Raw genomic sequence first — 23,140 nt, forward strand, 5'->3', positions numbered from 1 at the left:
TTGGAATCCATCACGCGGGTATCGACTTGCTGGTTCTCGCGGAAGGTGCCGGATTGGCGCAGCAATTGGTCGACCAGCGTTGTCTTGCCGTGGTCAACGTGGGCGATGATAGCGATGTTGCGCAGGGCGCGTTTGGAATTTGACATGGTGTTGGTTGGCTGGATGCGGAAAACCCGAAAGTATAGCATGCTGCGCCGCATTAAAATGGAAAACACTTGATATTTCAAGGAGTTGCTTTCCGCTCATTGGCGGTGGTCATGCCTAAATGAAAACGAGGCCGGATTCCGGCCTCGCCGTTGAAAGCGATGTTAAGCGACGATCAAGCGCTCCGGCGCAAGTACGCCGAATTCCATCAATTTCGCTGTTCCCAGAAGCTTGCCGTCGGAAGCACGGTAGACCCGCATTCGCTCCGGTCGGTCCGGCAACCGGACATTTTCCTTATCCAGCGCCAGCCGCTGGCCGTGGAGAAAACGTCTGGCCAGTTCGTCCGTCAGGGAGAGCGGCGAGAAAGTTGACAGCAAGGCATCCACCGGCGCAAGCAGGCCTGCGCGCTGTTCCTGTGGCGTGGCGTCGATGGATTGCAGGGTATGTGCGCCGGCCAGTGAAAGCTCGCCGACCCGGGTCCTTCTCAAGGCTTGCAGATGCCCGCCGCAGCCAAGTGCCTCGCCGATCTCTTCGCCAAGTACGCGAATATAGGTTCCCTTGGAACACGAAACACGGATGCTTAGATAGGGCGCCTTGTAGTCAATGCAATCAAGGGAATGGATGGTGACTGCCCTTGCTTCCCGTTCCAGCGTGATGCCTGCGCGCGCGTATTCATACAATGGTTTTCCGTCCCGTTTCAATGCGGAATACATTGGCGGCACCTGCCGGATATCCCCCCGGAATCGTGCCAGCGCCTCGTCGATGTGCGCAGATGTGATGTTGACATCGCGGACCTGCAATACCTCACCTTCGGTATCCCCGGTGGCAGTAACGATGCCAAGGTGAACAACCGCTTCGTACGTCTTGCTTGCATCGAGCAGGTCCTGCGCGAATTTGGTTGCCTCGCCGAAGCACAGCGGAAGAAGGCCGGTCGCAAAAGGGTCCAGTGTGCCGGTATGCCCGGCTTTCTGCGCATTCAGCAGCCGCTTCGCCTTGATGAGGACGTCGTTGCTGGAATGACCCGCGGATTTATCCAGCAGCAGCACTCCGTGCAATGGGAGGCGGACTTTCTTGGTTGGCGCTGTTGCAACTGTCATGGCGGAAGGAGCCGGCTCGGCTTCGGCAGGAAACGTCCCGGATCAGTCTTCTGCATCCTTGGCCCGGGTTGCATTGGCTTCATCGATCAGCCTAGACAGTTCAATGCCGCGTGCCGTCGAAGCATCGTGGACGAAATGAAGCTCCGGCGTCGCATGTATCGTCAGGCGGCGACCGAGCTGGCCGCGGATGAAGCGCGCCGCTGCGCGGAGGCCGGCAACGGCGTTTTGCACCGCTTCCGGCGTGTCGTTGAGCATGGTGAAGAACACCTTTGCGTGCGCGTAGTCCGGTGTGACCTGCACCTCGGTGATCGTGATCATACCTACCCGCGGATCTTTGAGTTCGTAAGCGATGATTTCGGCGAGATCGCGCTGGATCTGGTCGGCGACGCGAACGCCGCGACCTGGAATGGACTTGCTATGTTTAGCCATGATGGTGGACCTTGAAACATCATAGCCCGGATGAAGCACTGGACTTCATCCGGGCTACAGAAGCTGCGCCGCGTTAATTGACTAACGGCGTATTACAGCGTACGTGCGACTTCCTGAACTTCGAACACCTCGAGCTGATCGCCTTCCTTGATGTCATTGAAGTTCTTCAGCGACAAGCCGCATTCGAAGCCGGCCTTCACTTCCTTCACGTCATCCTTGAAGCGCTTCAGCGAATCGAGTTCGCCGGTCCAGACAACCACGTTGTTGCGCAGCAGGCGAACCGAGGAACCGCGCTTGACCAAGCCATCGAGCACATAGCAACCGGCAATCGCGCCGATCTTGCTGACCAGGAACACCTGACGGATCTCGACCAGGCCCAGTGCCTGCTCGCGCTTCTCCGGTGCAAGCATGCCAGACATGGCAGCCTTGATCTCGTCCACCGCATCGTAAATGATGTTGTAGTAGCGGATGTCGATGCCGCTGGCTTCGGCCAGCTTGCGTGCCGATGCATCTGCGCGTGTGTTGAAGCCGATGATGACCGCTTTCGATGCCACCGCGAGATTGACGTCCGATTCGCTGATGCCGCCAACGGCCGCATGCACCACCTGCACCCGCACTTCGCTGGTCGAGAGCTTCTGCATGGCATGCACCAACGCTTCCTGCGAACCCTGCACGTCGGCCTTGATGATCATCGGCAGGTTCTTCACCTCACCTTCCGCCATCTGCTCGAACATATTTTCCAGTTTCGCGGCCTGCTGTTTCGCCAGTTTCACATCGCGGAACTTGCCTTGACGGAACAGGGCGATCTCACGCGCCTTGCGCTCGTCCGACATCACCATCACTTCCTCACCGGCTGCCGGCACTTCGGTCAGACCCTGGATCTCGACGGGAATCGACGGACCTGCTTCCGCGATGCTCTTGCCGTTTTCGTCCAGCATCGCACGCACGCGCCCATAGGACGAGCCGGCCAGAACCACGTCGCCGCGCTTCAACGTACCCGACTGAACGAGGACGGTAGCAACCGGTCCGCGACCCTTGTCGAGCTTGGCTTCGATGACGAGGCCTTTGGCATGCGCATCTACCGGCGCCTTCAGTTCCAGCACTTCGGCCTGCAGCAGCACGTTTTCGAGCAAGGTGTCGATGCCCTCACCTGTCTTGGCGGATACCGGGATGAACGGCGACTCGCCGCCGTATTCTTCCGGCACCACCTGCTCGGCAACCAGTTCCTGCTTTACCCTGTCAAGGTTCGCACCCTGCTTGTCGATCTTGTTGATTGCGACAACGATAGGCACACCAGCCGCCTTCGCATGCGCAATCGCTTCCTTCGTCTGCGGCATGACGCCGTCATCTGCCGCCACCACCAGAATGACGATGTCGGTTGCCTTCGCACCACGCGCACGCATCGCGGTAAATGCTTCGTGACCCGGCGTATCCAGGAAGGTGATGATGCCGCGTGGTGTCTCGACGTGATAGGCGCCGATATGCTGCGTGATGCCGCCCGCTTCGCCGGCCGCCACCTTGGCGCGCCGTATCGAGTCCAGCAGCGAGGTTTTGCCGTGGTCGACGTGGCCCATTACGGTAACCACCGGTGCGCGCGGCAATTCTTCCACATCCGCATGCGTGCCGCTTTCTTCCAGCAATGCCTCAGGATCATCCAGTTTGGCGGCATACGCCTTATGGCCCATTTCCTCCACCAGGATCATTGCTGTTTCCTGATCGAGCACCTGGTTGATGGTGACCATCTGGCCGAGCTTCATCAAATGCTTGATGACTTCGGATGCCTTCACGGACATCTTGTGCGCCAGTTCGGCCACGGTGATGGTCTCGGGAACATGCACATCCTTAACCACTGCCTCGGTCGGCGCCTGGAAGTTGCTCTCGCGCTGATCGTCGCCATGCGATGAGCGACGCCCTTTCGGACCGCTACGCCATCCGTCACGACCAGTCGTGCCGGGCGTACCGTTGCCGCGGGTCTTGATTGCATTGCGCTTCTTGGCGTCGTCCTGCCAGGTAGATGCCACGTTGGCGGATTTGATCGACTTCTTGTCGCCTACGGCCGGTTTCTTGTCATCTTTCTTGTCTGCAGGCTTCTTGTCTGCCGGCTTGTGCAGGGTGCCTTCCGCCGCTTTTGCCGCGGCAGGTGCGGGAGCTGGTGCCGGTTCCGGCGCCTTCATCACCTTGCGCGGAGCATTCATCATCGCCTTGATCTGGGCGACTTCATCGGCTACGGCCTTGCGGGCCAGTTCAGTCGCCGCGGCCCGTTCGGCAGCCTGCTTCGCTTCCAGGGCGGCAGCCTTTTTCTTCGCCTCTTCCGCCGCAGCGCGCTGCTCGGCCTCGGCCACTGAGGCCGTCGCGGCAGATTCTGCCTTCGCTCGTGCGGCAGCTTCCTTCTGTTCGGCCAGTTGCGCCTGCTGCATTGCCTTGGCCTGAGCTTCTTTCTCGGCTTCCAGCTTGGCCAGTCGCTCCTGCTTCTCTCGCAAATCGGCTTCCTGGCGGGCGATCAGCTCGGCCTGGCGACGCGCCTCTTCGGCACGGCGGGCCACTTCCGCTTCATCGATCACCGGTGCGACGGGCGTCTCGACAGGCGGCGGCGCCTCGGCAATCGGTTCATCCCGCTTGATGAACGTACGCTTCTTGCGCACCTCCACCTGAATGGTGCGCGATTTGCCACTCGCGTCAGCCTGCTTGATTTCCGTCGTTTCCTTGCGTGTCAGCGTAATCTTGCGCTTTTCGCCCTCCGGTGCGACACCATGTGCACGACGCAGATGGGTCAACAGCTTGTCCTTGTCGTCCTTGGACAGCGGATCCGACGTCGAACTCTTTTCGACGCCCGCCGCGCGCAACTGGGTCAACAGCAAATCAGCCGGCATCTTCAGTTCGGTGGCAAATTGGGCTACGTTGTTACTCGCCATTCAGTCCTCTTTTCTATGTGACACGACAAATGATAACGATGGGGATTGCATGCGGATCACTTCACCGCTGCGAGATCCCAAGCCTTGGCCTGCAGGGCCTTGGCACGATCATCGTATTTGGCGTCGATAAGCCTCATCTCGTCGTCGGTCACATCTTCAAATTCATTGTCAATCAGTTGCCGGGCGCGTTCCACAGGCAATGCCAGGATGGCGCCAAATTCGTCATACGCAAGCCCGGAAAATGCTTCCACCGTCTTGATACCGGCAAGCCCGAGTTTGCCGGCGGTCACGCGATCCATCCCCTCGAGATTGACCAGGGCGTCTTCCATGCCCTCCAACCCTTCTTCCGAGGCAATCGCTTCGGTCACCAATGCATCGCGGGCACGGTTGCGCAGCTCATTGACGGTATCCTCGTCAAACGCTTCGATATCCAGCATTTCGTTGATCGGCACGTATGCGATCTCTTCAAGGCTGGCGAAGCCTTCTTCCACAAGAATATCGGCAACCTCCTGGTCGACATCCAGTTTTTCCATGAACAGTGCACGCACCACCGCTGTTTCCGCCGCAGATTTGTCGGCCGACTCTTCCGCCGTCATGATATTGATCTGCCAGCCGGTCAATTCCGATGCCAGACGAACGTTTTGGCCACCGCGACCAATCGAAATCGCCAGATTTTCTTCGTCCACAACCACATCCATCGCATGCTTTTCCTCGTCAACGACGATGGAAGAAACATTCGCGGGCGCCAATGCACCGATAACGAACTGGGCAGGATCCTCTGACCACAGCACGATATCCACGCGCTCACCGCCAAGTTCACCGGTCACGGCTTGCACACGCGATCCGCGCATCCCGACACAGGTACCGATCGGATCAATACGCTTGTCATTGGTAAACACTGCAATCTTTGCGCGGATGCCCGGATCACGCGCCGCCGACTTAATAATAAGCAGGCCCTGTTCGATTTCCGGCACTTCCAGCTCGAACAACTTCATGATGAATTCCGGCGCCGTGCGCGACAGGATGACTTGCGGTCCGCGGGCATTGCGGTCAATGCGCAAGATGAAGGCCCTTACCCGATCCCCGATCCGAAGATTTTCTTTTGGAATCATCTGATCGCGCGGCAAACGTGCTTCGATTTTCCCCGATTCCACGATTGCATCGCCGCGTTCCATACGCTTGATCGTACCGGTTACCAAGGCATCGCCACGCTCAAGAAAATCGGTCAGGATCTGTTCACGCTCGGCATCGCGTATGCGTTGCAAAACAACCTGCTTGGTGTCCTGGGCGAAACGGCGACCGAAATCAACAGATTCAATCGGCTCTTCAATGTAATCGTCGACCTCGATATCGGGAATCTGTTCCTTTGCCTCGAAGTGCAGTACTTCCTGGTCCGGCAACTGGAGTCCGGCTTCGTCCGGCACGACGTGCCAGCGGCGGAACGACTCGAATTCTCCAGTCTCGCGATCGATGGAGACGCGCACATCCACCTCGCCTTCGTAGCGCTTCTTGGTCGCCTGCGCTAGCGCGTGTTCGAGCGCCCCGAAGACGATCTCCTTATCGACGTTTTTTTCACGTGCCAGCGCATCGACCAGCAACAATACTTCGCGACTCATGCTTTGCGACTCCTAAAATCCACTTTCGGCACCAGGCGTGCCTTATCAACGTCGGCGAGCGTAAATTCCAGCATCGCCGGCCCATCTTTTCCTTCGAACTCAAGCTTTAGCTTGTCGCCCTCCGGGGCATGCAAAATGCCTTGAAACGATTTGCGGTTGGCCGCGCCTGGCATCGGCATACGCAGCTTGACGACCGCTTCCTGTCCGGCGAAACGTGCGTAATCGGAAATTTTCTTCAGCGGCCGGTCCAGGCCAGGTGACGACACCTCCAGCCTTTCGTACTGCGCATTCTCCACCGTCAGCAAATGCGACAGCTGATGGCTGACCTTTTCGCAGTCTTCCACGGTAATGCGCCCATCTTCGGCATCGTCGGCGATCACGTCGATATACACACGCACCAATCCATGAGCGCCATGCTCCAGATCGACCAGCTCATAGCCCATGCCGACAACGGTTTTTTCAATCAAGTCCCACAACCGCAAGGCGATTCTCCGTCTAACATTGCCAAGGCCGCAATTCTTTGCGGCAATGCGTTTAACAAAAAAAAAATGGGCATCTGCCCATCTTTTTATAATCAACCGCCATCTGCTCCTACGTACACCCCGAAGGATTCGGCGAGCGCTCGCCGCGATAGCAACATCTGTTAACTAACTAATTATAAACAATAATCTGGCGCTCCGCAATGTGAAAAGCGGAGCGCGGCGATTAATTTAGGAACGCGAATCATCGCCATTTCGACGATGGAACCACAATAGGCATCAACCCTTCGTGCGACGGCGCGGCATTCCCGACATACCTGATCCATTCCGAGGCTGACCGCCATTCCGCCGCGGCTGTCCCATACCGGGAAAGCCAAGAGCGGTCTGCAAAGGGTCTGGCTGCCGGCCGCGCGATTGCCCCGGCCCGCGACTTTCGCTACGCCCCTGACCCTGACCGCGCGCCCCATCCCTGCCGCGGTTCTGTGTCGAATCACTGCCGAACCTGACATTGCCGTTGCGATCAGGCTGCCGTTCGCCGCGCTCCGGACGCGCTTTTCCCTGCGAACTGCCGGCTATTTTTTCCAGGCCGCTCAAACTCAAGAGATCGCGTACCGCATTGTCTTCCAACTCTTCCCAGCGTCCGCGCTTCAAACCACGCGGGAGTGTCATGACGCCGTAACGGGTACGAATCAGGCGCGAAACCGTCAAGCCGATCGCTTCAAACATGCGCCGGACTTCCCGGTTACGTCCTTCACCGATCGTTACCCGATACCAGCGGTTAACGCCGTCGCCACCACCATCGGTGATTTTGGAGAACTGGGCCATTCCGTCTTCCAGTTCCACTCCGCTGAGCAATTTCTGGCGCATGCCCTCTTCCAACTCACCGAGCGTACGCACCGCATATTCCCGCTCGATGCCATAGCGCGGATGCATTAACCGGTTTGCAAGGTCGCCGGAGGTTGTAAATAGCAACAAGCCTTCGGTATTGAAATCCAGCCGTCCGACCGCCAGCCATTTCGCTGCCTTCATGTTCGGCAGGCGATCAAACACGGATGGACGCCCTTCCGGATCGCTGGTGCTGACAATTTCGCCGGCTGGCTTGTGATATACCAGCACGCGTGGCGGCCGCTTGCTCACCTTGCGTTGAATCAACTTCCCATTGATACGAACCTGGTCCGTCGGGAGAATACGCTGCCCGATATGGGCCGGCTCGCCATTTACCGACACCCGTCCGGCAATGATCAGTTCTTCCATGTCGCGGCGTGAGCCCAAGCCTGCCTCGGCAAGGACCTTGTGCAATTTGGGAGCGTCATCTTCCGCAGTCAGGTCACGCCGTGCGGCTTTCGGCGCATTACGCGCTGCGTCCTCTCCACCGGCAACCACATCGAATGCGTCGGAGGTCACAAACGAGAACACATCATCAGCGTCTGGTCGTTTTCCCTTCGACTGCGATCCGTCATTGGTCGACCGACCGCCCTGGCGGGGCTTTTGTCCGGGCTTGTTACCCGGACGGTCCGCGCTCTTGCGTACAGTCTTTTCGCCACGCGGCTTGCCGACCACAGGTGCGCTGCCCGGCGTTTGCTCTTTCGGCTCGCCGCTATCGATGGCGGCGGGCGCTTCCGTCTCAACGACTTTTGACGTCCGCGCACGACGCAGGCTTCGCGGTCCACGCACCCCTCGCTTCACCGGCCTGGTCTTGCCGTCCGATGACGCATCACCCGCATCGACGGGCAAGCCATCGCCTTGCCGGGGCAAATCTGTGGACTCTGATGGGGAAGGAGCCGCGGTCACGGCTGGCAATGGTTCATTGGGATTACGTGGTTTCATTATCAGATTCTTGGTTGCGCTGACCTGACGCAGCATCAACTTGCGATTCGAGCACAGGATCGGGGGAGGAGGAAGCTTCAACGTCAGGCGGTGAAGCGGAAGGTATGGACTGGGAGTGAGCGTCTTCGGATTGGATGTTTTCAGTCGAATGTGGCATTTCGATATCGGCTGCAGCAGATTCAGTCTGCATGTCGACATCGGCGTTTGCCGTAAAGTTCATGGCGGCCTGATCTAGGCTGGCCTGAATATCGTTTTCAAGAGCTTGCATTTCCGCCAATACGCCGCTCTGCATGTCCCCCTTGCTTAATTGCTGCAGCGGCGGCAACTGGTCGAGAGAGGTCAGGCCGAGATCATCCAGAAATTGCCTGGTTGTCGCGAACAAGGCAGGACGTCCGGGAACATCCCGATGACCGATCGCTTCGATCCATCCACGGTCTTCAAGCATCTTGATCGTTTGGGAATTCACGGCAACGCCGCGTATTTCTTCGATGTCGCCACGCGTGACGGGCTGGCGATAGGCAATGATAGCCAGCGTCTCCATCGTTGCACGCGAATAGCGGGGCGGCTTTTCGGGGTTTAGCCGCTCAAGGTACTTCTTCATCTCCGGACGGCTCTGGAAGCGCCAACCGGTCGAGAGACTGACAATTTCGATGCCTTTATCTGCCCAATCTGCCCGTAACTCTTCCAGCATTAACTTGATCGTATCGGCACCAATACCGTCGCCGCCCTCGCCCGCTTCGAGATACAGCTTTTTCATGTCGCTGATGGACAGCGGCTCATGCGCGCAAAGCAATGCGGTTTCGAGGACTTTCTTTGCCTCAACGGTATTCATGTGCACGTTTGTTTGTTTTGTTTATTAACAATTGCAGATGCTGTACTCAACGACAAGCGGCACCGATGCTTGTCCGGTTAGGGGAGAACCTGTTGATGCTGCTTTCCGGCGCCCGATTTAGAGGAGGTGTAATGCTGGGCGGGAATATAAAGACTTACGACGCTTAGACTTGGTTGCGGGGGCAGGATTTGAACCTGCGACCTTCGGGTTATGAGCCCGACGAGCTGCCAGACTGCTCCACCCCGCGTCTGAAGAAATGAAGTATATCTGGTGTCAGCTTCTAAAGCAAATTTAATCGTGGGTCTCGGACGAATGCTAAACTTCAGCATCCTGATTTGATCAGCTCATATAAAGCTCAAGTCCATGAAATTTTGCTCAGAATGCGCCCATCCCGTTTCGTTGATCGTACCGACCGATGACAACCGACTTCGCTATGTATGCGAACAGTGCGGCGTCATTCATTATCAGAACCCAAAAATGGTCATTGGATCAATCCCGGCGTGGGAACACGATGGCGAATCCCGCGTCCTCCTGTGCAAGCGTGCGATCGAACCACGACTGGGTTACTGGACGTTACCGGCCGGTTTTATGGAGAATGACGAAACCACCTCCGAAGCGGCGCGACGCGAAACGCTGGAAGAAGCCGGGGCGCGTATTGAGTTACACGGCCTCTTTTCGCTGTTGAACGTGCCTCATGTACATCAGGTGCACATGTTTTATCGGGCAACGCTACTTGACTTGAACTATGAAGCGGGAATCGAAAGCCTCGAGGTAAAGCTTTTCTCGGAAGAAGAAATTCCCTGGGAAGACATTGCGTTCCCCACAGTTGCCTACACACTCCAGTCATATTTCTCTGATCTGAAGAAGGTAAAAAGTGGCGAGGGCGCCTATGAACTGCACACGCACGACATTACCAAAAAGCTGCGGCAACCCGGCTAGCAGGCTATTGGAAATATCGCGAGCAGGTCATGGTCATTCATCATAGAGCCTGCACGCGGGAGGCGCTCGCCGAGCGCCTCCCGTGAACAGCAGCAGGTGCAGCAGCGTCTCGATATCTTGCGAGCTTATCGGCACCGGGAAGAACAGCATTTACCAGTTGGTTTCCCGTTCTGCCGTTGCGCTGATCCTGTGAATTGACAGGTCCGCGCCATCGAATTCCTCCTCGGGATTCAGACGAATGCCGACCAGGATCTTCAACGCCCCATAGATCACTGCGCCCGCAATGACGGCGATAACGACTCCCATCGCCGTACCGACGAGTTGCGACATAAACGCCACGCCACCGATTCCACCTAACGCCTTCTGACCGAATATGCCGGCGGCGATACCACCCCACGCACCACACAGCCCGTGCAGAGGCCAGACTCCCAACACGTCGTCGATCTTCCACTTGTTCTGCGTCAAAGTGAACATCCACACGAACACCCCGCCCGCTACGCCACCAGTCACCAGCGCTCCGAGCGGATGCATCAGATCCGAGCCTGCGCATACGGCAACCAACCCAGCCAAGGGACCGTTATAAACGAAGCCGGGATCATTCCTCCCCGCGATCAGAGCCACCAGCGTGCCGCCAACCATGGCCATGAGGGAGTTTAGTGCGACGAGGCCATTCATCTTGTCCAGGGTTTGTGCGCTCATCACATTGAAGCCGAACCAGCCAACCGCAAGAATCCATGCGCCGAGGGCGAGAAAAGGTATGTTCGACGGCGGATGTGCGGAAATCGCGCCATCTTTTGAATACCGCCCTCGCCGGGCGCCAAGCAAGAGGATGGCAGGCAATGCCGCCCACCCGCCTACTGCATGCACAACCACGGAACCGGCAAAGTCATGGAACTCGGCGGAAAATGCTTCTTTCAGCCAGGCTTGGATTCCAAAACGCTGATTCCATACAATGCCCTCGAAAAACGGGTATGCAAGGCCGACCAGCAAGGCGGTTGCAACTATCTGGGGATAGAATTTGGCACGCTCTGCGATGCCGCCTGAAATAATGGCGGGTATGGCTGCCGCAAACGTGAGCAAAAAGAAGAACTTTACAAGTTCAAAACCGTTTTTTGCCGCAAGCGTTTCTGCATCGGAGAAAAAACCGACGCCATAGGCAATGCTATAGCCAACGAAGAAATACGCAATTGTAGACACGGCAAAATCGACAAGAATTTTTACCAATGCGTTAACCTGGTTTTTCTTTCTCACCGTACCGAGTTCGAGAAATGCAAATCCTGCATGCATTGCTAAAATCATAATCGCCCCGAGTAGAATGAACAGGGCGTCGGCGCCACTTTTTAGCGAATCCATTTTCCTAAAACCTCCCAATAAATGTGCATGCTTGAAATTGATTGCACCATGGAAGCAAAAGTTGTTCCATTTTAGTGCAAATTTGCAAGTCATTGATTTATAAACAGTATTAATTTCATGAAACTTCAACACTCCTCGTGCGTACCAAGTAGGTGCGAAATGTTGTTCTACTTTGGGGAGGCGACGTGATTCCGTGGCTGGGTAGCGATACGCCATTCCCTGATGTGTCGAAGGCGTTGACTGAAAAAGACGGGGCGCCTGGCTTGCTCGCCGCGGGTGGAGATCTCTCACCGCAACGGCTATTGGACGCCTATTGCCATGGAGTATTTCCCTGGTATTCCGCAGGGCAGCCCATCCTTTGGTGGAGTACGGATCCGCGCATGGTCTTGATGACAGATCACTTTGTGGTTTCGCATAGCCTTAAAAAAACCTTGAAAAAGGTTCACAACAGCATGCACACCGATGGCCGATGGCAGGTCCGCTTCGATAGTGCGTTCGAGGAAGTAATGCGGGCCTGTGCGGCACCACGCGGAGAAAGCGGCGGCACCTGGATTTCCGAAGAGATCGTCCAGAGCTACACGGCCCTGCATCGTTTGGGTTATGCACACTCTTCGGAGATATGGCTGGACGGCGTATTGGTCGGTGGAGCGTATGGAATAGCAATCGGGAAAATGTTCTACGGCGAGTCGATGTTCGCGCGTGTTAGCGATGCGTCAAAAGTGGCGTTGACGTATTTGGTTTCATTTCTGAAAAAACATGAGGTGAAGATGATCGACTGCCAACAAGAGACCTCTCATCTGGCATCACTCGGCGCCTCTCCGGTATCGCGGGCCGAATTCTTGGCTCATCTAAGGATGGCCATCAGCCAGCATCCCATTGAACAATGGAAGGTGCCAAATTTATTTTGACTTGTTGAGAAAAACACTTATGTCGTGTGGTCTAACGGTGTAAATTACCGTTGTCAGCATCGCAGCTAGGTTAGACGTAAATGACGCATTTAAAAGACCTACCGTTCGCCACTCTGCAGTTCTATGCAACTGCCCCTTACCCTTGCAGCTACCTTGACGAGCGTCAGGCACGTTCTCAGGTCGCAACACCGTCGCATCTCATCAACGCCGACGTCTATTCCGAGCTGGTCAAGAACGGATTCAGGCGTAGCGGCATTTTCACCTACCGGCCCTATTGCGATGGTTGCCAGGCATGTGTGCCGGTCAGGGTGAAAACCAGTGCGTTTGCGACAAGTCGCAGCCAGCGCCGGGCTTGGGCCAAACACCAGAATTTAACAACCTGGGTGACCAATCTCGCTTACGTTCCCGAACACTACGATCTATATCTGCGCTACCAGGCTGCGCGACACGCCGGCGGCGGCATGGATCAGGACAGTCGTGATCAATATGCGCAGTTCCTGCTCCAGAGCAAAGTCAACACACGCCTGGTGGAATTCCGCGAAGCGGACGGCACGCTGCGCATGGTGAGCATTATCGACATCCTGAGTGACGGCCTCTCGTCGGTGTACACCTTCTATGATCCGGATGTAAGCGGCGCATCGTATGGCACGTATAACGTTCTGTGGCAGATAGAACAGGCACGGCGACTCGATATTCCATTCGTCTATTTGGGGTATTGGATTCAGGACAGTCCCAAGATGGCGTACAAGGTCAATTTCAAGCCACTGGAAGCGCTGAGAAACGGGAAATGGGAAGACTGGTTCTGACGTTAGAATAGCGGTTTTCGTCTCGGCAAATCCGCGCCTTGGCTTCGCATGATCCCTGTGCGTTTCATGCGGCCGGTCAGATCCTGCAACCTATGCCTGATAAACTTTTCTACGCACTAGCTCGTCCCTTCCTCTTTTCTCTCGATCCGGAAGCCGCACACAACCTGACCCTGCCGTATTTGAGACAGGCGGCCGGAATCGGATTGACGAAAGTGTTACCTCGTCCGAAAGCCGACCCGCGAAAGGTCATGGACATCGTTTTTCCGAATCCGGTCGGCCTCGCCGCGGGTCTTGATAAGGATGGCGCCTATATCGACGGCCTCGCATCGCTCGGATTCGGTTTCATTGAAATAGGAACGGTTACACCAAGGGCACAGCCCGGCAACCCCCGGCCGCGAATGTTTCGCCTTCCGAAAGCCAATGCCATCATCAACCGGATGGGTTTCAATAATGGTGGTGTGGACGCATTCGTTTCAAACGTGCAGGCATCCCGGTTTTACCAGAACAAGGAAGGCGTACTAGGGCTCAACATCGGCAAGAACGCCGATACACCGCTGGAACGCGCAGCAGACGATTACGTGCATTGCCTGGAGAAAGTGTATCCCTTTGCGCATTACGTCACGGTGAACATTTCTTCTCCAAACACGAAGAATCTTCGTCAATTGCAGCAGTCATCCGAGCTGGATGCTCTGCTGTCGAAACTGAAAGACAAGCAGCATCGCCTTGCCGACCAGCATATGCGCTATGTTCCCGTTGCACTGAAAATTGCGCCGGACGTCGATGCGGAACAGGTCAAGACGATTGCCGATGCGTTGGTCAGGCACAAGATCGATGGCGTGATTGCCACTAACACGACGATCTCGCGCAGCGCGGTGCAAGGGATGCAGCACGCGGAAGAGGCGGGAGGATTATCCGGCGCGCCGGTATTCGAACTGTCGAATGCGGTAATCCGCCAACTGAAAAAGGAGATTGGCGATGCATTACCCATCATTGGTGTTGGCGGCATCTTTTCCGGGAAAGATGCGCAGGCGAAGATTGATTCAGGTGCGTCGCTGGTCCAGGTATATACCGGTTTGATCTACCGCGGACCGGCCCTAATAAGGGAGTGCGCAGCGGCATTGCGGAAATCACGTTAAAGTATTGTTCGACTTCGCATCATCACCCCCATACAAACTCAGCGATCAGCATGCAAACAATTCGACTCGGCACAAGCGATTTAACCGTATCCAAAATCTGTCTCGGAACGATGACCTTCGGCGAGCAAAATACCGAAGCCGAGGCGCACGGCCAACTTGATTATGCTCTCGAACGCGGCATCAATTTCATTGATGCCGCAGAGATGTATCCCGTCATGCCACGCGCTGAAACGCAAGGCTTGACCGAACGCTACATCGGCACATGGCTGAAAAAATCCGGCAATCGGAGCAAGGTGATCCTGGCGACCAAAGCAGCCGGGCCGTCACGGGGATTCGGCTGGATACGCAATGGCCAGACGGATTTCGATGCGGAGAACCTGCGCGCAGCGGTTGACAGCAGCCTGCAACGCTTGCAAACAGATTACATCGATTTGTACCAATTACATTGGCCAAGCCGCAATGCGCCTATTTTCGGTCAGCTGAGCTTCAATCCCGAAAAGGAACGGCCGCATGTTGAGATCGAGGCGACACTGGAAGCATTGGATGCCTTGGTTAAGGCCGGAAAAATTCGCCATATCGGCGTGTCCAACGAAACTGCCTGGGGCGTGTGTGAATTCATCAAGCTGGCGGAATCCAAGGGCTTCCCCCGGATTGCCTCGATTCAGAACGCCTACAACCTGGTGAATCGAAGCTATGAGTCCGGCTTGGATGAAGCCTGTTACCGTGAAAACGTCGGATTGCTGGCTTACAGTCCGCTCGCATTCGGCCAGCTTACGGCGAAATATCTGGACGATCCGAAGGCTCACGGACGATTGACCATCTTCCCGCCAAACTGGAGCCCGCGCTACCTGAGGCCATCGGTATTCAATGCAGCGCGTCGCTACACCGAACTGGCTCGCTCGAACGGCATGACGCCAACGCAGCTTGCGCTTGCGTGGTGCTATTCACGCTGGTTCGTCGCGTCAACCATTATCGGCGCAACAAATCTTCAACAGCTGCAGGAAAATATCGACGCATTGTCGATCCAACTTCCTGGCAGCGTCGTTGATGCCATCAACGCCATTCATCTAGAGATGACCAACCCGGGCCAGTAAAAAAATCCTGCACTCAGACCTTTCTCGATTAAGTTCAAGAAGGAGGGGCGAAAGCCCTCACCCCAAGGCGGGGCGACATAAAAAAAGGCCCGGTTCATTTTTCATGAACCGGGCCTTTTTTCAGGATGCAAACCCTTATTCGACTTCCAGCGTTTCTTCAGGAGCCGCGGGCGGGTCAATATCCCCTTCCGCAAAGTCGAGCTTGATCTGCTCCTTGTCGTCGAGATCGACCGTAACACGTCCACCAGATACCAGTCGGCCGAAGAGCAACTCGTCCGCCAGTGCCTTGCGAATCATGTCCTGAATCAAACGCGACATCGGACGTGCGCCCATCAACGGATCGAAGCCCTTGCGTCCCAGGAATTTGCGCAGGTTCTCGGTGAATACCGCCTCGACCTTCTTCTCGTGCAGCTGCTCTTCCAGTTGCATCAGGAACTTGTCGACCACGCGCAGGATGATTTCCTCGTCCAGCGGACGGAAACTGATGATCGCATCAAGACGGTTGCGGAATTCAGGTGTAAACATCCGCTTGATGTCGGCCATTTCATCGCCGGCTTCCTTCTTGTCGGTGAAACCGATCGAGCGCTTCTGCAGGCTTTCCGCACCGGCATTCGTCGTCATGACGATGATGACATTGCGGAAGTCGGCCTTGCGTCCGTTGTTGTCGGTCAAGGTGCCATGGTCCATGACCTGCAGCAGGATATTGAAAATATCCGTGTGCGCTTTTTCGATCTCGTCCAGCAAAAGCACCGCATGCGGCTTCTTGGTAATTGCCTCGGTGAGCAAGCCTCCCTGATCGAAACCGACGTAACCCGGCGGCGCGCCGATAAGTCGGCTTACCGCGTGACGTTCCATGTATTCCGACATGTCGAAACGAATCAGGTCAATGCCCAGAATGAACGCCAACTGTTTCGCGACTTCGGTCTTGCCGACGCCTGTCGGACCGGAAAACAGGAACGAGCCGATAGGCTTGTCCGTTTTCCCGAGACCGGCACGCGCCATCTTGATCGCGGAGCCCAATGCCTCGATTGCAGGATCCTGGCCGAACACCACGTTCTTGAGATCGCGGTCGATGGTCTGCAGCTTGGTACGGTCGTCCTGGTTGACGGTCTGCGGCGGAATTCGTGCGATCTTCGAAATGATGTCCTCGATCTCGGATTTGCCGATCGTTTTTTTCTGCTTCGACTTCGGCAGGATGCGCTGAGCTGCACCGGCTTCATCGATCACATCGATCGCCTTGTCCGGCAAATGCCGGTCATTGATGAACCGCGCTGCCAGTTCGGCTGCCGATGTCAGTGCCGAAGACGAATACTTCACGCCATGGTGCTCTTCAAAGCGAGATTTCAATCCGCGCAGAATTTGCACCGTCTGTTCAACCGTCGGCTCATTCACGTCAATTTTCTGGAATCGACGGGACAACGCATGATCCTTCTCGAACACACCACGGAACTCGGTGTAGGTCGTCGCGCCAATACACTTCAACTGGCCGCTCGACAATGCGGGCTTGAGCAGATTCGAAGCATCGAGCGTTCCACCGGATGCCGAACCGGCGCCGATGATCGTATGAATTTCGTCGATGAACAGGATGCCTTGCGGATTGTCCTTCAACTGCTTCAGCACAGCCTTGAGGCGCTGTTCGAAATCGCCGCGATATTTCGTGCCGGCCAGCAGCGCGCCCATGTCGAGCGAATACACCACTGCGTTTTGCAGCACTTCAGGAACATCGCCCTGCGTCACACGCCAGGCAAGCCCCTCGGCGATCGCAGTCTTGCCGACACCAGCCTCACCGACCAGCAACGGATTGTTTTTACGGCGACGGCACAGGGTTTGAATGACGCGTTCCACTTCGGATTCACGTCCGATCAACGGATCGATCTTGCCTTCGGCCGCAAGCTTGTTCAGGTTCTGGGTGAACTGATCAAGCGGACTTTCTTTCTGCTGGCCTTCGGCCTGCGCGTCCTCGGCACCTTCCGGGGCTTTCTGAGAATCGGTCTGCTGATCCTTGCGGACGCCGTGCGAAATGAAATTCACTACATCAAGCCGCGTAACGCCTTGTTGATGCAGGTAATACACCGCATGCGAATCTTTTTCGCCGAAAATGGCAACCAGCACATTGGCGCCGGTCACTTCCTTTTTGCCATTCGACGCCGACTGGACATGCATGATGGCCCGCTGGATCACTCTCTGGAAACCGAGTGTCGGCTGTGTATCGACTTCGCTTGTGCCCGGGACCGTAGGAGTATTGTCGCTGATGAAATTTGTCAGCGGTTTTCGCAAGTCTTCAATATTCACTGCGCATGCGCGCAGCACTTCCGCTGCCGACGGATTGTCTAGCAGTGCGAGCAACAGGTGCTCGACGGTGATGAACTCATGCCGTGCCTGACGAGCTTCGACAAAAGCCATGTGCAAACTAACTTCCAATTCCTGCGCAATCATGCTTCCTCCATCACGCATTGCAGGGGATGTCCTGCCTTTCGAGCGTGGGTTAACACTAATTCGACCTTCGTGGACGCGATATCCTTAGGATACACGCCGCACAAACCTTTTCCATCACGATGAACCTTGAGCATGATCTGCGTCGCGGTTTCTCGATCTTTGTTGAAGTACTCCTGAATGATTGCAACAACAAACTCCATAGGAGTGTAGTCGTCGTTCAGAAGCAGCACTTGATACATCGGCGGCGGCTTGAGCTTCTCCTCTTGCCTAGCAAGTACTGTACCGTTGTCATGCTTAGTTGCCATGCGTTTATTCTAAATAAGTCCAAATTCCTTAACGGACAAGTAAAACCATTCTATATGTGTTTGCCGATGTTACGCCGTTTCTGGATAGTGCGCAGATGTAGACCGAATCCATTAAAACAAGAGTACAGCACTATCGTGATTGTAAAAACTCAAAACTGGCAGAAAAGCGTCTTGACTTTTACAATTTTTGGGGGAACAATGGTAATTATTGAAATTGCAGCAGTTAAGCAATTGTCAATATGAAGTGAGCAAGGTTTAGGAGGGGGCTGCGTTACGCGAGGCTTCTTGCTTATACGGCTCGTGTGATTAGTTCTTATTTGAAAGACGCTTTTATGGCAACAGGTACCGTTAAGTGGTTCAATGACTCCAAAGGCTTCGGATTTATCACTCCGGATGACGGCGGTGAAGATTTGTTCGCCCACTTTTCCGCAATCCAGATGAACGGCTTCAAGACCCTTAAAGAAGGTCAAAAAGTCCAGTTCGAAGTAACGCAAGGCCCCAAAGGCAAGCAAGCTTCAAACATTCAAGCCCCCTAATCACGCCGATTAGCAAGAGCAAGAGAGCCCCGCATCAGCGGGGTTTTTTTTCGCCATGAGTCCTCATGGCATATTCTTCACTACAAAGTGCATTTTTACAGAATGTAGTTCACGGCAGCTGCTGGCGCAAAGCAAATACACTTGCCGCAAATCAAAATATCGGTAAAGTAAGGCGCTATGAAACTCCGCCAAAAGGTTATTCTGCTTGCGATTACGCCACTCATCGTTGCGTTGATCGCTATTGCGCTCGCCGTCAAATACCAAGCGAACGTGCTCGCAGAACAGCAACGCGCATCCGTCGAATCCGCTTATCTCGCAAGCAAGGAAGCCGAGTTGCGCCATTATGTCGCGCTTGCTACGCAGTCAATCGACCATCTTTACGATTCCGGTCGCAAGGACGAAGCCACATTGAATGAAGCGAAAGCGATTCTGGCCAAGCTGAATTTTGGCGACGACGGCTACTTCTTTGTTTACGATCTCAACGGCAATAATCTGATGCATCCCAGGCAACCAGAGTTGATTGGTCGCAACTTATGGGAAATGAGGGACGCGAGTGGCCGGCCAACGATCCAGTTACTAACCGCCCGCGCCAGGGAAGGTGGGGGGTTTCAGCGCTATTTGTGGGAAAAGCCATCGGCAGGAAAGATCGCGCCTAAATTAGGTTATGTCGTGATGCTGGAACGTTGGGGATGGATGCTGGGCACAGGCATCTACATGGACGACGTCGATGCGGCTATTTCGAAAATCGATGCCCAGATTTCCGGCAATATCCACAACACGATGCTCTGGATTGCAGGCATAGCCATCGCGAGTGCGTTGATTATTGCATTGTCCGGCTTGGCATTGAATATCAGCGAGTATCGCGTTGCCGATGCAAAGCTTAAAGCGCTGGCGCAACGCGTGGTGCGCTCCCAGGAAGATGAACGCGCGCGCCTTTCCCGAGATTTGCATGACGGCATTAGCCAATGGCTGGTTTCGATCAAATTGCAGGTTGAATCAGGAATTGTCAAACTTGCATCTTATGCGAGCCACCCGGATTCCGCCCGCTCGTCGTTCGACCGCGCAGCCGGGCAATTAAATGACGTACTTGGCGAGGTGCGCCGCATTTCCCACGACCTCCGGCCGGCACTTCTGGATGATCTGGGTCTGGCAGCTGCGCTCGATCACCTGGCGCGCGAGTTCTCAGAACATAGTTCGCTTCCGATCGATTTTGAGCATGTCGGCACGACTGATGGGCTTAGCGATGTCGGAAATACGGTATTGTTCCGCATCGCGCAGGAGGCGCTAACCAATATCAAGCGCCATGCCGGCGCATCGCAAGCCAGTGTGCGGCTAGTTGGAGACAACCGATGTGTTCAATTGATCGTCGCCGATAATGGGATGGGCTTTGATGTTGCCCAGATCGCGCAGCATCCGAAGCGCGGCATCGGTTTGCGCAATATGCATGAGCGCCTCGAAGCGGTGGGCGGAAAACTGCTTTTGACATCTTCTGCAGACGGCACCCAAGTCATCGCAACCTTACCACGAGCCTAAAAATGCTTACTCAAGCCTATGTTCATATCCTGTTGGTCGACGATCATCCGCTTGTGCGGGATGGTTTGCGTGCGCGGCTTGAAACGATCCCCCATTTTTCTGTCGTTGCGGAAGCCGGGTCCGCCGAGGAAGCGTTGGCGCATGCCGCGACGCGTACGATCGACCTGGCGCTAATGGATATCAACTTGAACGGCAAGAGCGGGATTGAGCTGACCGGTCGCTTCAACGCACTGTATCCCGAAGTGGCAATCCTGATGCTCAGCATGCATGACAAGGCCGAGTATGTGATGCAGGCGATTCAGGCCGGGGCACGTGGCTATGTCCTCAAGGATGCGCCGGCGATGGACATTATTACCGCCATCGATACGGTCATGTCGGGAGGCATTTATTACAGTGCCGGATTGGCGAAACAGCTCGCCCGACCCATGTCGCCGGCACTTTTGCTGACGCCGCGGGAAAGGGAAGTATTGCAGCGCATCGCGACAGGAAAATCGAACAAGCATATTGCGCGGGAACTCGATCTCAGCGTCCGCACCATCGAGACCCATCGCCTGAACATTAAACGCAAACTCGGCATCGAAGGACAGGCTGATTTGATACGCTTTGCACTTGAACAAACGCTCATCAAATAATTGCTCCCAATAAAAAAGGCCGGAAATCATCCGGCCTTTTTTATGCACGAACCTACAATTACATGTTTTCGATCATCACTTCACCAAAGCCGGAACAGGAAACTTGCGTCGCGCCTTCCATCAGGCGGGCAAAGTCATAAGTCACCTTCTTCGAATTAATCGATTTTTCCATCGAACTGATGATGAGATCAGCCGCTTCGACCCATCCCATGTGACGCAGCATCATTTCTGCGGACAAGATCAGCGACCCCGGATTGACGTAATCCTTGCCGGCATACTTCGGTGCCGTCCCGTGAGTGGCTTCAAACATGGCCACGGAATCGGACATGTTGGCACCCGGCGCAATTCCGATACCGCCGACCTGTGCTGCCAGCGCGTCAGAAATGTAGTCGCCGTTCAGGTTCAGGGTCGCAATGACGCTGTACTCATTCGGGCGCAACAAAATTTGCTGCAGGAAAGCATCGGCAATCGAATCCTTGACGGTGATTTCACGCCCGGTTTTCGGGTTCTTGAATTTGCACCACGGGCCGCCATCGACCAGCTGGGCACCAAACTCGTTTTGCGCCAGCGCGTAACCCCAATCACGGAAGCCGCCTTCCGTGTATTTCATGATGTTGCCCTTGTGCACGAGGGTCACGGATGGTTTGTCGTTATCGATTGCGTACTGAATGGCCTTGCGTACCAGACGCTCGGTCCCCTCACGAGATACCGGTTTCACACCGATGCCGGATGTCTGCGGGAAGCGGATCTTTTTGACGCCCATTTCCTTGATCAGGAAATCGATCAGCTTCTTGGCGCCGTCGGAGCCTTCCTGCCATTCGATACCGGCATAGATGTCCTCGGAGTTTTCACGGAAAATCACCATGTCGGTTTTTTCCGGCTCACGAACCGGCGACGGCACGCCCTTGAAGTAACGCACCGGGCGAAGACAGACATACAGGTCAAGTTCCTGGCGCAGCGCCACGTTCAGGGAACGGATGCCACCGCCAACCGGCGTTGTCAGCGGCCCCTTGATGGACACGACGTAATCTTTCAAAACTTTGAGGGTTTCCTCGGGCAGCCAAACATCCGGGCCATAGACCTTGGTTGATTTTTCACCGGCGTAGATTTCCATCCAGCTGATCTTGCGCTTGCCGCCGTATGCTTTGGCGACTGCCGCATCCACCACCTTGATCATTACCGGACTGATATCCACACCTGTTCCGTCACCTTCGAGGTAAGGAATGATGGGATTGTCAGGAACATTCAGGGAAAAATCGGCATTAACGGCAATTTTCTTGCCATCGGCAGGCACTTTGATATGTTGATACATCTTAGGCTCCGGGGTTAAGGAGAAAAAGAGAGGGCCGTTGTACGGCAGCTTTAAGGCGGATGTCTTATATAAGACATAAGACAGCATTTCGTATTATGCACGAGTATTTTACTAGATGCCATCAATTTGCGAGCCAGAAACCAGGAAGCCGTCGGCATCGGGCGGCCTTCGGCGCATGCCGGTGGCCCTGTACAATCCGATCCGGCACTGGGAATCCCGCTCCTGCGTTGCCATTTTGTTAGAAAAGCTTAGCATGGCCCTCATTTTATTCAATAAGCCCTATCAGGTGATGTGCCAGTTTTCAAGGCATCCGACGCGGCCCACGCTGGCCGATTTTATTCAGCGGCCCGGAATTTATCCTGCGGGGCGTCTCGATGCCGATAGTGAAGGACTGATGCTGTTGACGGATGACGGCCAATTGCAGCATCGGATCAGCCATCCCGAGCGCAAGGTCATCAAAACCTATATCGCGCAAGTTGAAGGAATTCCCGATCCGGGATCATTGAACAAGTTACGACAGCCGATCGATCTCGGCGATTTCACGACCTTGCCGTGCGGTGCGACGCACATCCATGCGCCCGATTGGCTCTGGCCCCGCGAGCCAGCCATCAGGCAACGCGCCGACACGCCGACTTCATGGCTGTCGATCAGGATTTCAGAAGGAAAAAACAGGCAAGTGCGGCGCATGACTGCGGCAGTAGGTTTGCCTACCCTGAGATTGATCAGGATCGCGATCGGCAAAATATCCCTGGAATCTCACCCCCTGTGGCCCGGGGATTGGCGCGAGATTTCAGTCGATGCGCTTTCCTGATTC

The 23,140-nt window shown here is 55.4% G+C and carries 21 protein-coding genes and 1 tRNA gene; 9 read left to right on the forward strand and 13 right to left on the reverse strand.

The annotated features are described in order from the left end of the window. The 9 genes from V7080_RS05500 to V7080_RS05540 all read right to left on the reverse strand — a co-directional run. On the reverse strand, positions 1 to 146 hold a 146-nt coding region (locus V7080_RS05500; protein WP_334187428.1), incomplete at its 3' end, for a GTP-binding protein. A gap of 162 nt (positions 147 to 308) precedes the next feature. Next, positions 309 to 1,241 (reverse strand): tRNA pseudouridine(55) synthase TruB, encoded by a 933-nt coding sequence (gene truB, locus V7080_RS05505; RefSeq protein ID WP_334187407.1) that lies wholly within the window; start codon positions 1,239 to 1,241, stop codon positions 309 to 311. A 42-nt stretch (positions 1,242 to 1,283) separates the two neighbouring features. After that, positions 1,284 to 1,670 carry a 30S ribosome-binding factor RbfA gene (gene rbfA, locus V7080_RS05510; RefSeq protein ID WP_334187408.1) on the reverse strand — a complete coding sequence of 129 codons (387 nt, stop codon included), beginning with the start codon at positions 1,668 to 1,670 and terminating at the stop codon, positions 1,284 to 1,286. Between the two features lie 92 nt (positions 1,671 to 1,762). Then, positions 1,763 to 4,582, reverse strand: coding sequence for a translation initiation factor IF-2 (gene infB, locus V7080_RS05515; RefSeq protein WP_334187409.1), 2,820 nt, complete (start codon positions 4,580 to 4,582; stop codon positions 1,763 to 1,765). A 56-nt stretch (positions 4,583 to 4,638) separates the two neighbouring features. After that, on the reverse strand, positions 4,639 to 6,198 hold the full coding sequence (gene nusA, locus V7080_RS05520) for a transcription termination factor NusA (protein ID WP_334187410.1): 1,560 nt from the start codon (positions 6,196 to 6,198) through the stop codon (positions 4,639 to 4,641). Further along, positions 6,195 to 6,680 carry a ribosome maturation factor RimP gene (rimP, locus tag V7080_RS05525; protein ID WP_334187411.1) on the reverse strand — a complete coding sequence of 162 codons (486 nt, stop codon included), beginning with the start codon at positions 6,678 to 6,680 and terminating at the stop codon, positions 6,195 to 6,197. Before rimP ends, nusA begins: the two co-directional genes overlap by 4 nt. Positions 6,681 to 6,956: 276 nt before the next feature. Continuing rightward, positions 6,957 to 8,504, reverse strand: a complete 1,548-nt coding sequence (gene rluB, locus V7080_RS05530; protein WP_334187412.1) for a 23S rRNA pseudouridine(2605) synthase RluB — start codon at positions 8,502 to 8,504, stop codon at positions 6,957 to 6,959. Continuing rightward, positions 8,491 to 9,336, reverse strand: a complete 846-nt coding sequence (gene scpB / locus V7080_RS05535; protein WP_334187413.1) for an SMC-Scp complex subunit ScpB — start codon at positions 9,334 to 9,336, stop codon at positions 8,491 to 8,493. Before scpB ends, rluB begins: the two co-directional genes overlap by 14 nt. 170 nt (positions 9,337 to 9,506) lie before the next feature. Then, positions 9,507 to 9,583: transfer RNA gene (locus V7080_RS05540), tRNA-Met, on the reverse strand. Positions 9,584 to 9,699: 116 nt separating this feature from the next. Here V7080_RS05540 and V7080_RS05545 point away from each other — a divergent pair. Further along, positions 9,700 to 10,275 (forward strand): NUDIX hydrolase, encoded by a 576-nt coding sequence (locus tag V7080_RS05545; protein ID WP_334187414.1) that lies wholly within the window; start codon positions 9,700 to 9,702, stop codon positions 10,273 to 10,275. Between the two features lie 150 nt (positions 10,276 to 10,425). Here V7080_RS05545 and V7080_RS05550 read toward each other — a convergent pair whose 3' ends face one another. Continuing rightward, positions 10,426 to 11,628 (reverse strand): ammonium transporter, encoded by a 1,203-nt coding sequence (locus V7080_RS05550; protein WP_334187429.1) that lies wholly within the window; start codon positions 11,626 to 11,628, stop codon positions 10,426 to 10,428. A 185-nt stretch (positions 11,629 to 11,813) separates the two neighbouring features. Here V7080_RS05550 and aat point away from each other — a divergent pair, with 185 nt between their 5' ends. From aat to V7080_RS05570, 4 genes are all read left to right on the forward strand, one after another. Further along, positions 11,814 to 12,536 carry a leucyl/phenylalanyl-tRNA--protein transferase gene (aat, locus tag V7080_RS05555; protein ID WP_334187415.1) on the forward strand — a complete coding sequence of 241 codons (723 nt, stop codon included), beginning with the start codon at positions 11,814 to 11,816 and terminating at the stop codon, positions 12,534 to 12,536. A gap of 80 nt (positions 12,537 to 12,616) precedes the next feature. Beyond that, complete coding sequence (locus V7080_RS05560; RefSeq protein ID WP_334187416.1) at positions 12,617 to 13,342, forward strand: arginyltransferase; 726 nt, start codon at positions 12,617 to 12,619, stop codon at positions 13,340 to 13,342. 92 nt (positions 13,343 to 13,434) lie between these two features. After that, on the forward strand, positions 13,435 to 14,478 hold the full coding sequence (locus tag V7080_RS05565) for a quinone-dependent dihydroorotate dehydrogenase (RefSeq protein ID WP_334187417.1): 1,044 nt from the start codon (positions 13,435 to 13,437) through the stop codon (positions 14,476 to 14,478). Positions 14,479 to 14,528: 50 nt separating this feature from the next. After that, positions 14,529 to 15,572 carry an aldo/keto reductase gene (locus V7080_RS05570; protein WP_334187430.1) on the forward strand — a complete coding sequence of 348 codons (1,044 nt, stop codon included), beginning with the start codon at positions 14,529 to 14,531 and terminating at the stop codon, positions 15,570 to 15,572. 135 nt (positions 15,573 to 15,707) lie between these two features. On the opposite strand, the gene clpA is transcribed toward V7080_RS05570, so the two are convergent. Then, positions 15,708 to 18,008: an ATP-dependent Clp protease ATP-binding subunit ClpA gene (gene clpA / locus V7080_RS05575; protein ID WP_334187418.1), complete on the reverse strand. Its 2,301-nt coding sequence runs from the start codon at positions 18,006 to 18,008 to the stop codon at positions 15,708 to 15,710. Then, positions 18,005 to 18,313 (reverse strand): ATP-dependent Clp protease adapter ClpS, encoded by a 309-nt coding sequence (clpS, locus tag V7080_RS05580; RefSeq protein ID WP_326857783.1) that lies wholly within the window; start codon positions 18,311 to 18,313, stop codon positions 18,005 to 18,007. The genes clpA and clpS overlap by 4 nt, the downstream gene beginning before the upstream one ends. A 332-nt stretch (positions 18,314 to 18,645) precedes the next feature. Here clpS and cspE point away from each other — a divergent pair, with 332 nt between their 5' ends. From cspE to V7080_RS05595, 3 genes are all read left to right on the forward strand, one after another. Continuing rightward, a complete protein-coding gene (gene cspE, locus V7080_RS05585) occupies positions 18,646 to 18,849 on the forward strand; it encodes a transcription antiterminator/RNA stability regulator CspE (RefSeq protein WP_009665919.1) in 204 nt (67 codons plus the stop codon). A 177-nt stretch (positions 18,850 to 19,026) separates the two neighbouring features. Then, a complete protein-coding gene (locus V7080_RS05590; RefSeq protein WP_334187419.1) occupies positions 19,027 to 20,382 on the forward strand; it encodes a cache domain-containing protein in 1,356 nt (451 codons plus the stop codon). Between the two features lie 2 nt (positions 20,383 to 20,384). Then, positions 20,385 to 21,014: a response regulator transcription factor gene (locus tag V7080_RS05595; protein WP_334187420.1), complete on the forward strand. Its 630-nt coding sequence runs from the start codon at positions 20,385 to 20,387 to the stop codon at positions 21,012 to 21,014. Between the two features lie 58 nt (positions 21,015 to 21,072). Here the strand turns inward: V7080_RS05595 and icd are convergent, their stop codons facing one another. Further along, positions 21,073 to 22,326: an NADP-dependent isocitrate dehydrogenase gene (gene icd / locus V7080_RS05600; protein WP_334187421.1), complete on the reverse strand. Its 1,254-nt coding sequence runs from the start codon at positions 22,324 to 22,326 to the stop codon at positions 21,073 to 21,075. Positions 22,327 to 22,579: 253 nt separating this feature from the next. Between icd and V7080_RS05605 the strand changes: the two genes are divergently transcribed. After that, positions 22,580 to 23,137, forward strand: a complete 558-nt coding sequence (locus tag V7080_RS05605) for a pseudouridine synthase (protein ID WP_334187431.1) — start codon at positions 22,580 to 22,582, stop codon at positions 23,135 to 23,137. Positions 23,138 to 23,140 lie beyond the last annotated feature (3 nt).

The organism is Noviherbaspirillum sp. (assembly GCF_036846085.1).
Taxonomy (GTDB): Bacteria; Pseudomonadota; Gammaproteobacteria; order Burkholderiales; family Burkholderiaceae_D; genus Noviherbaspirillum.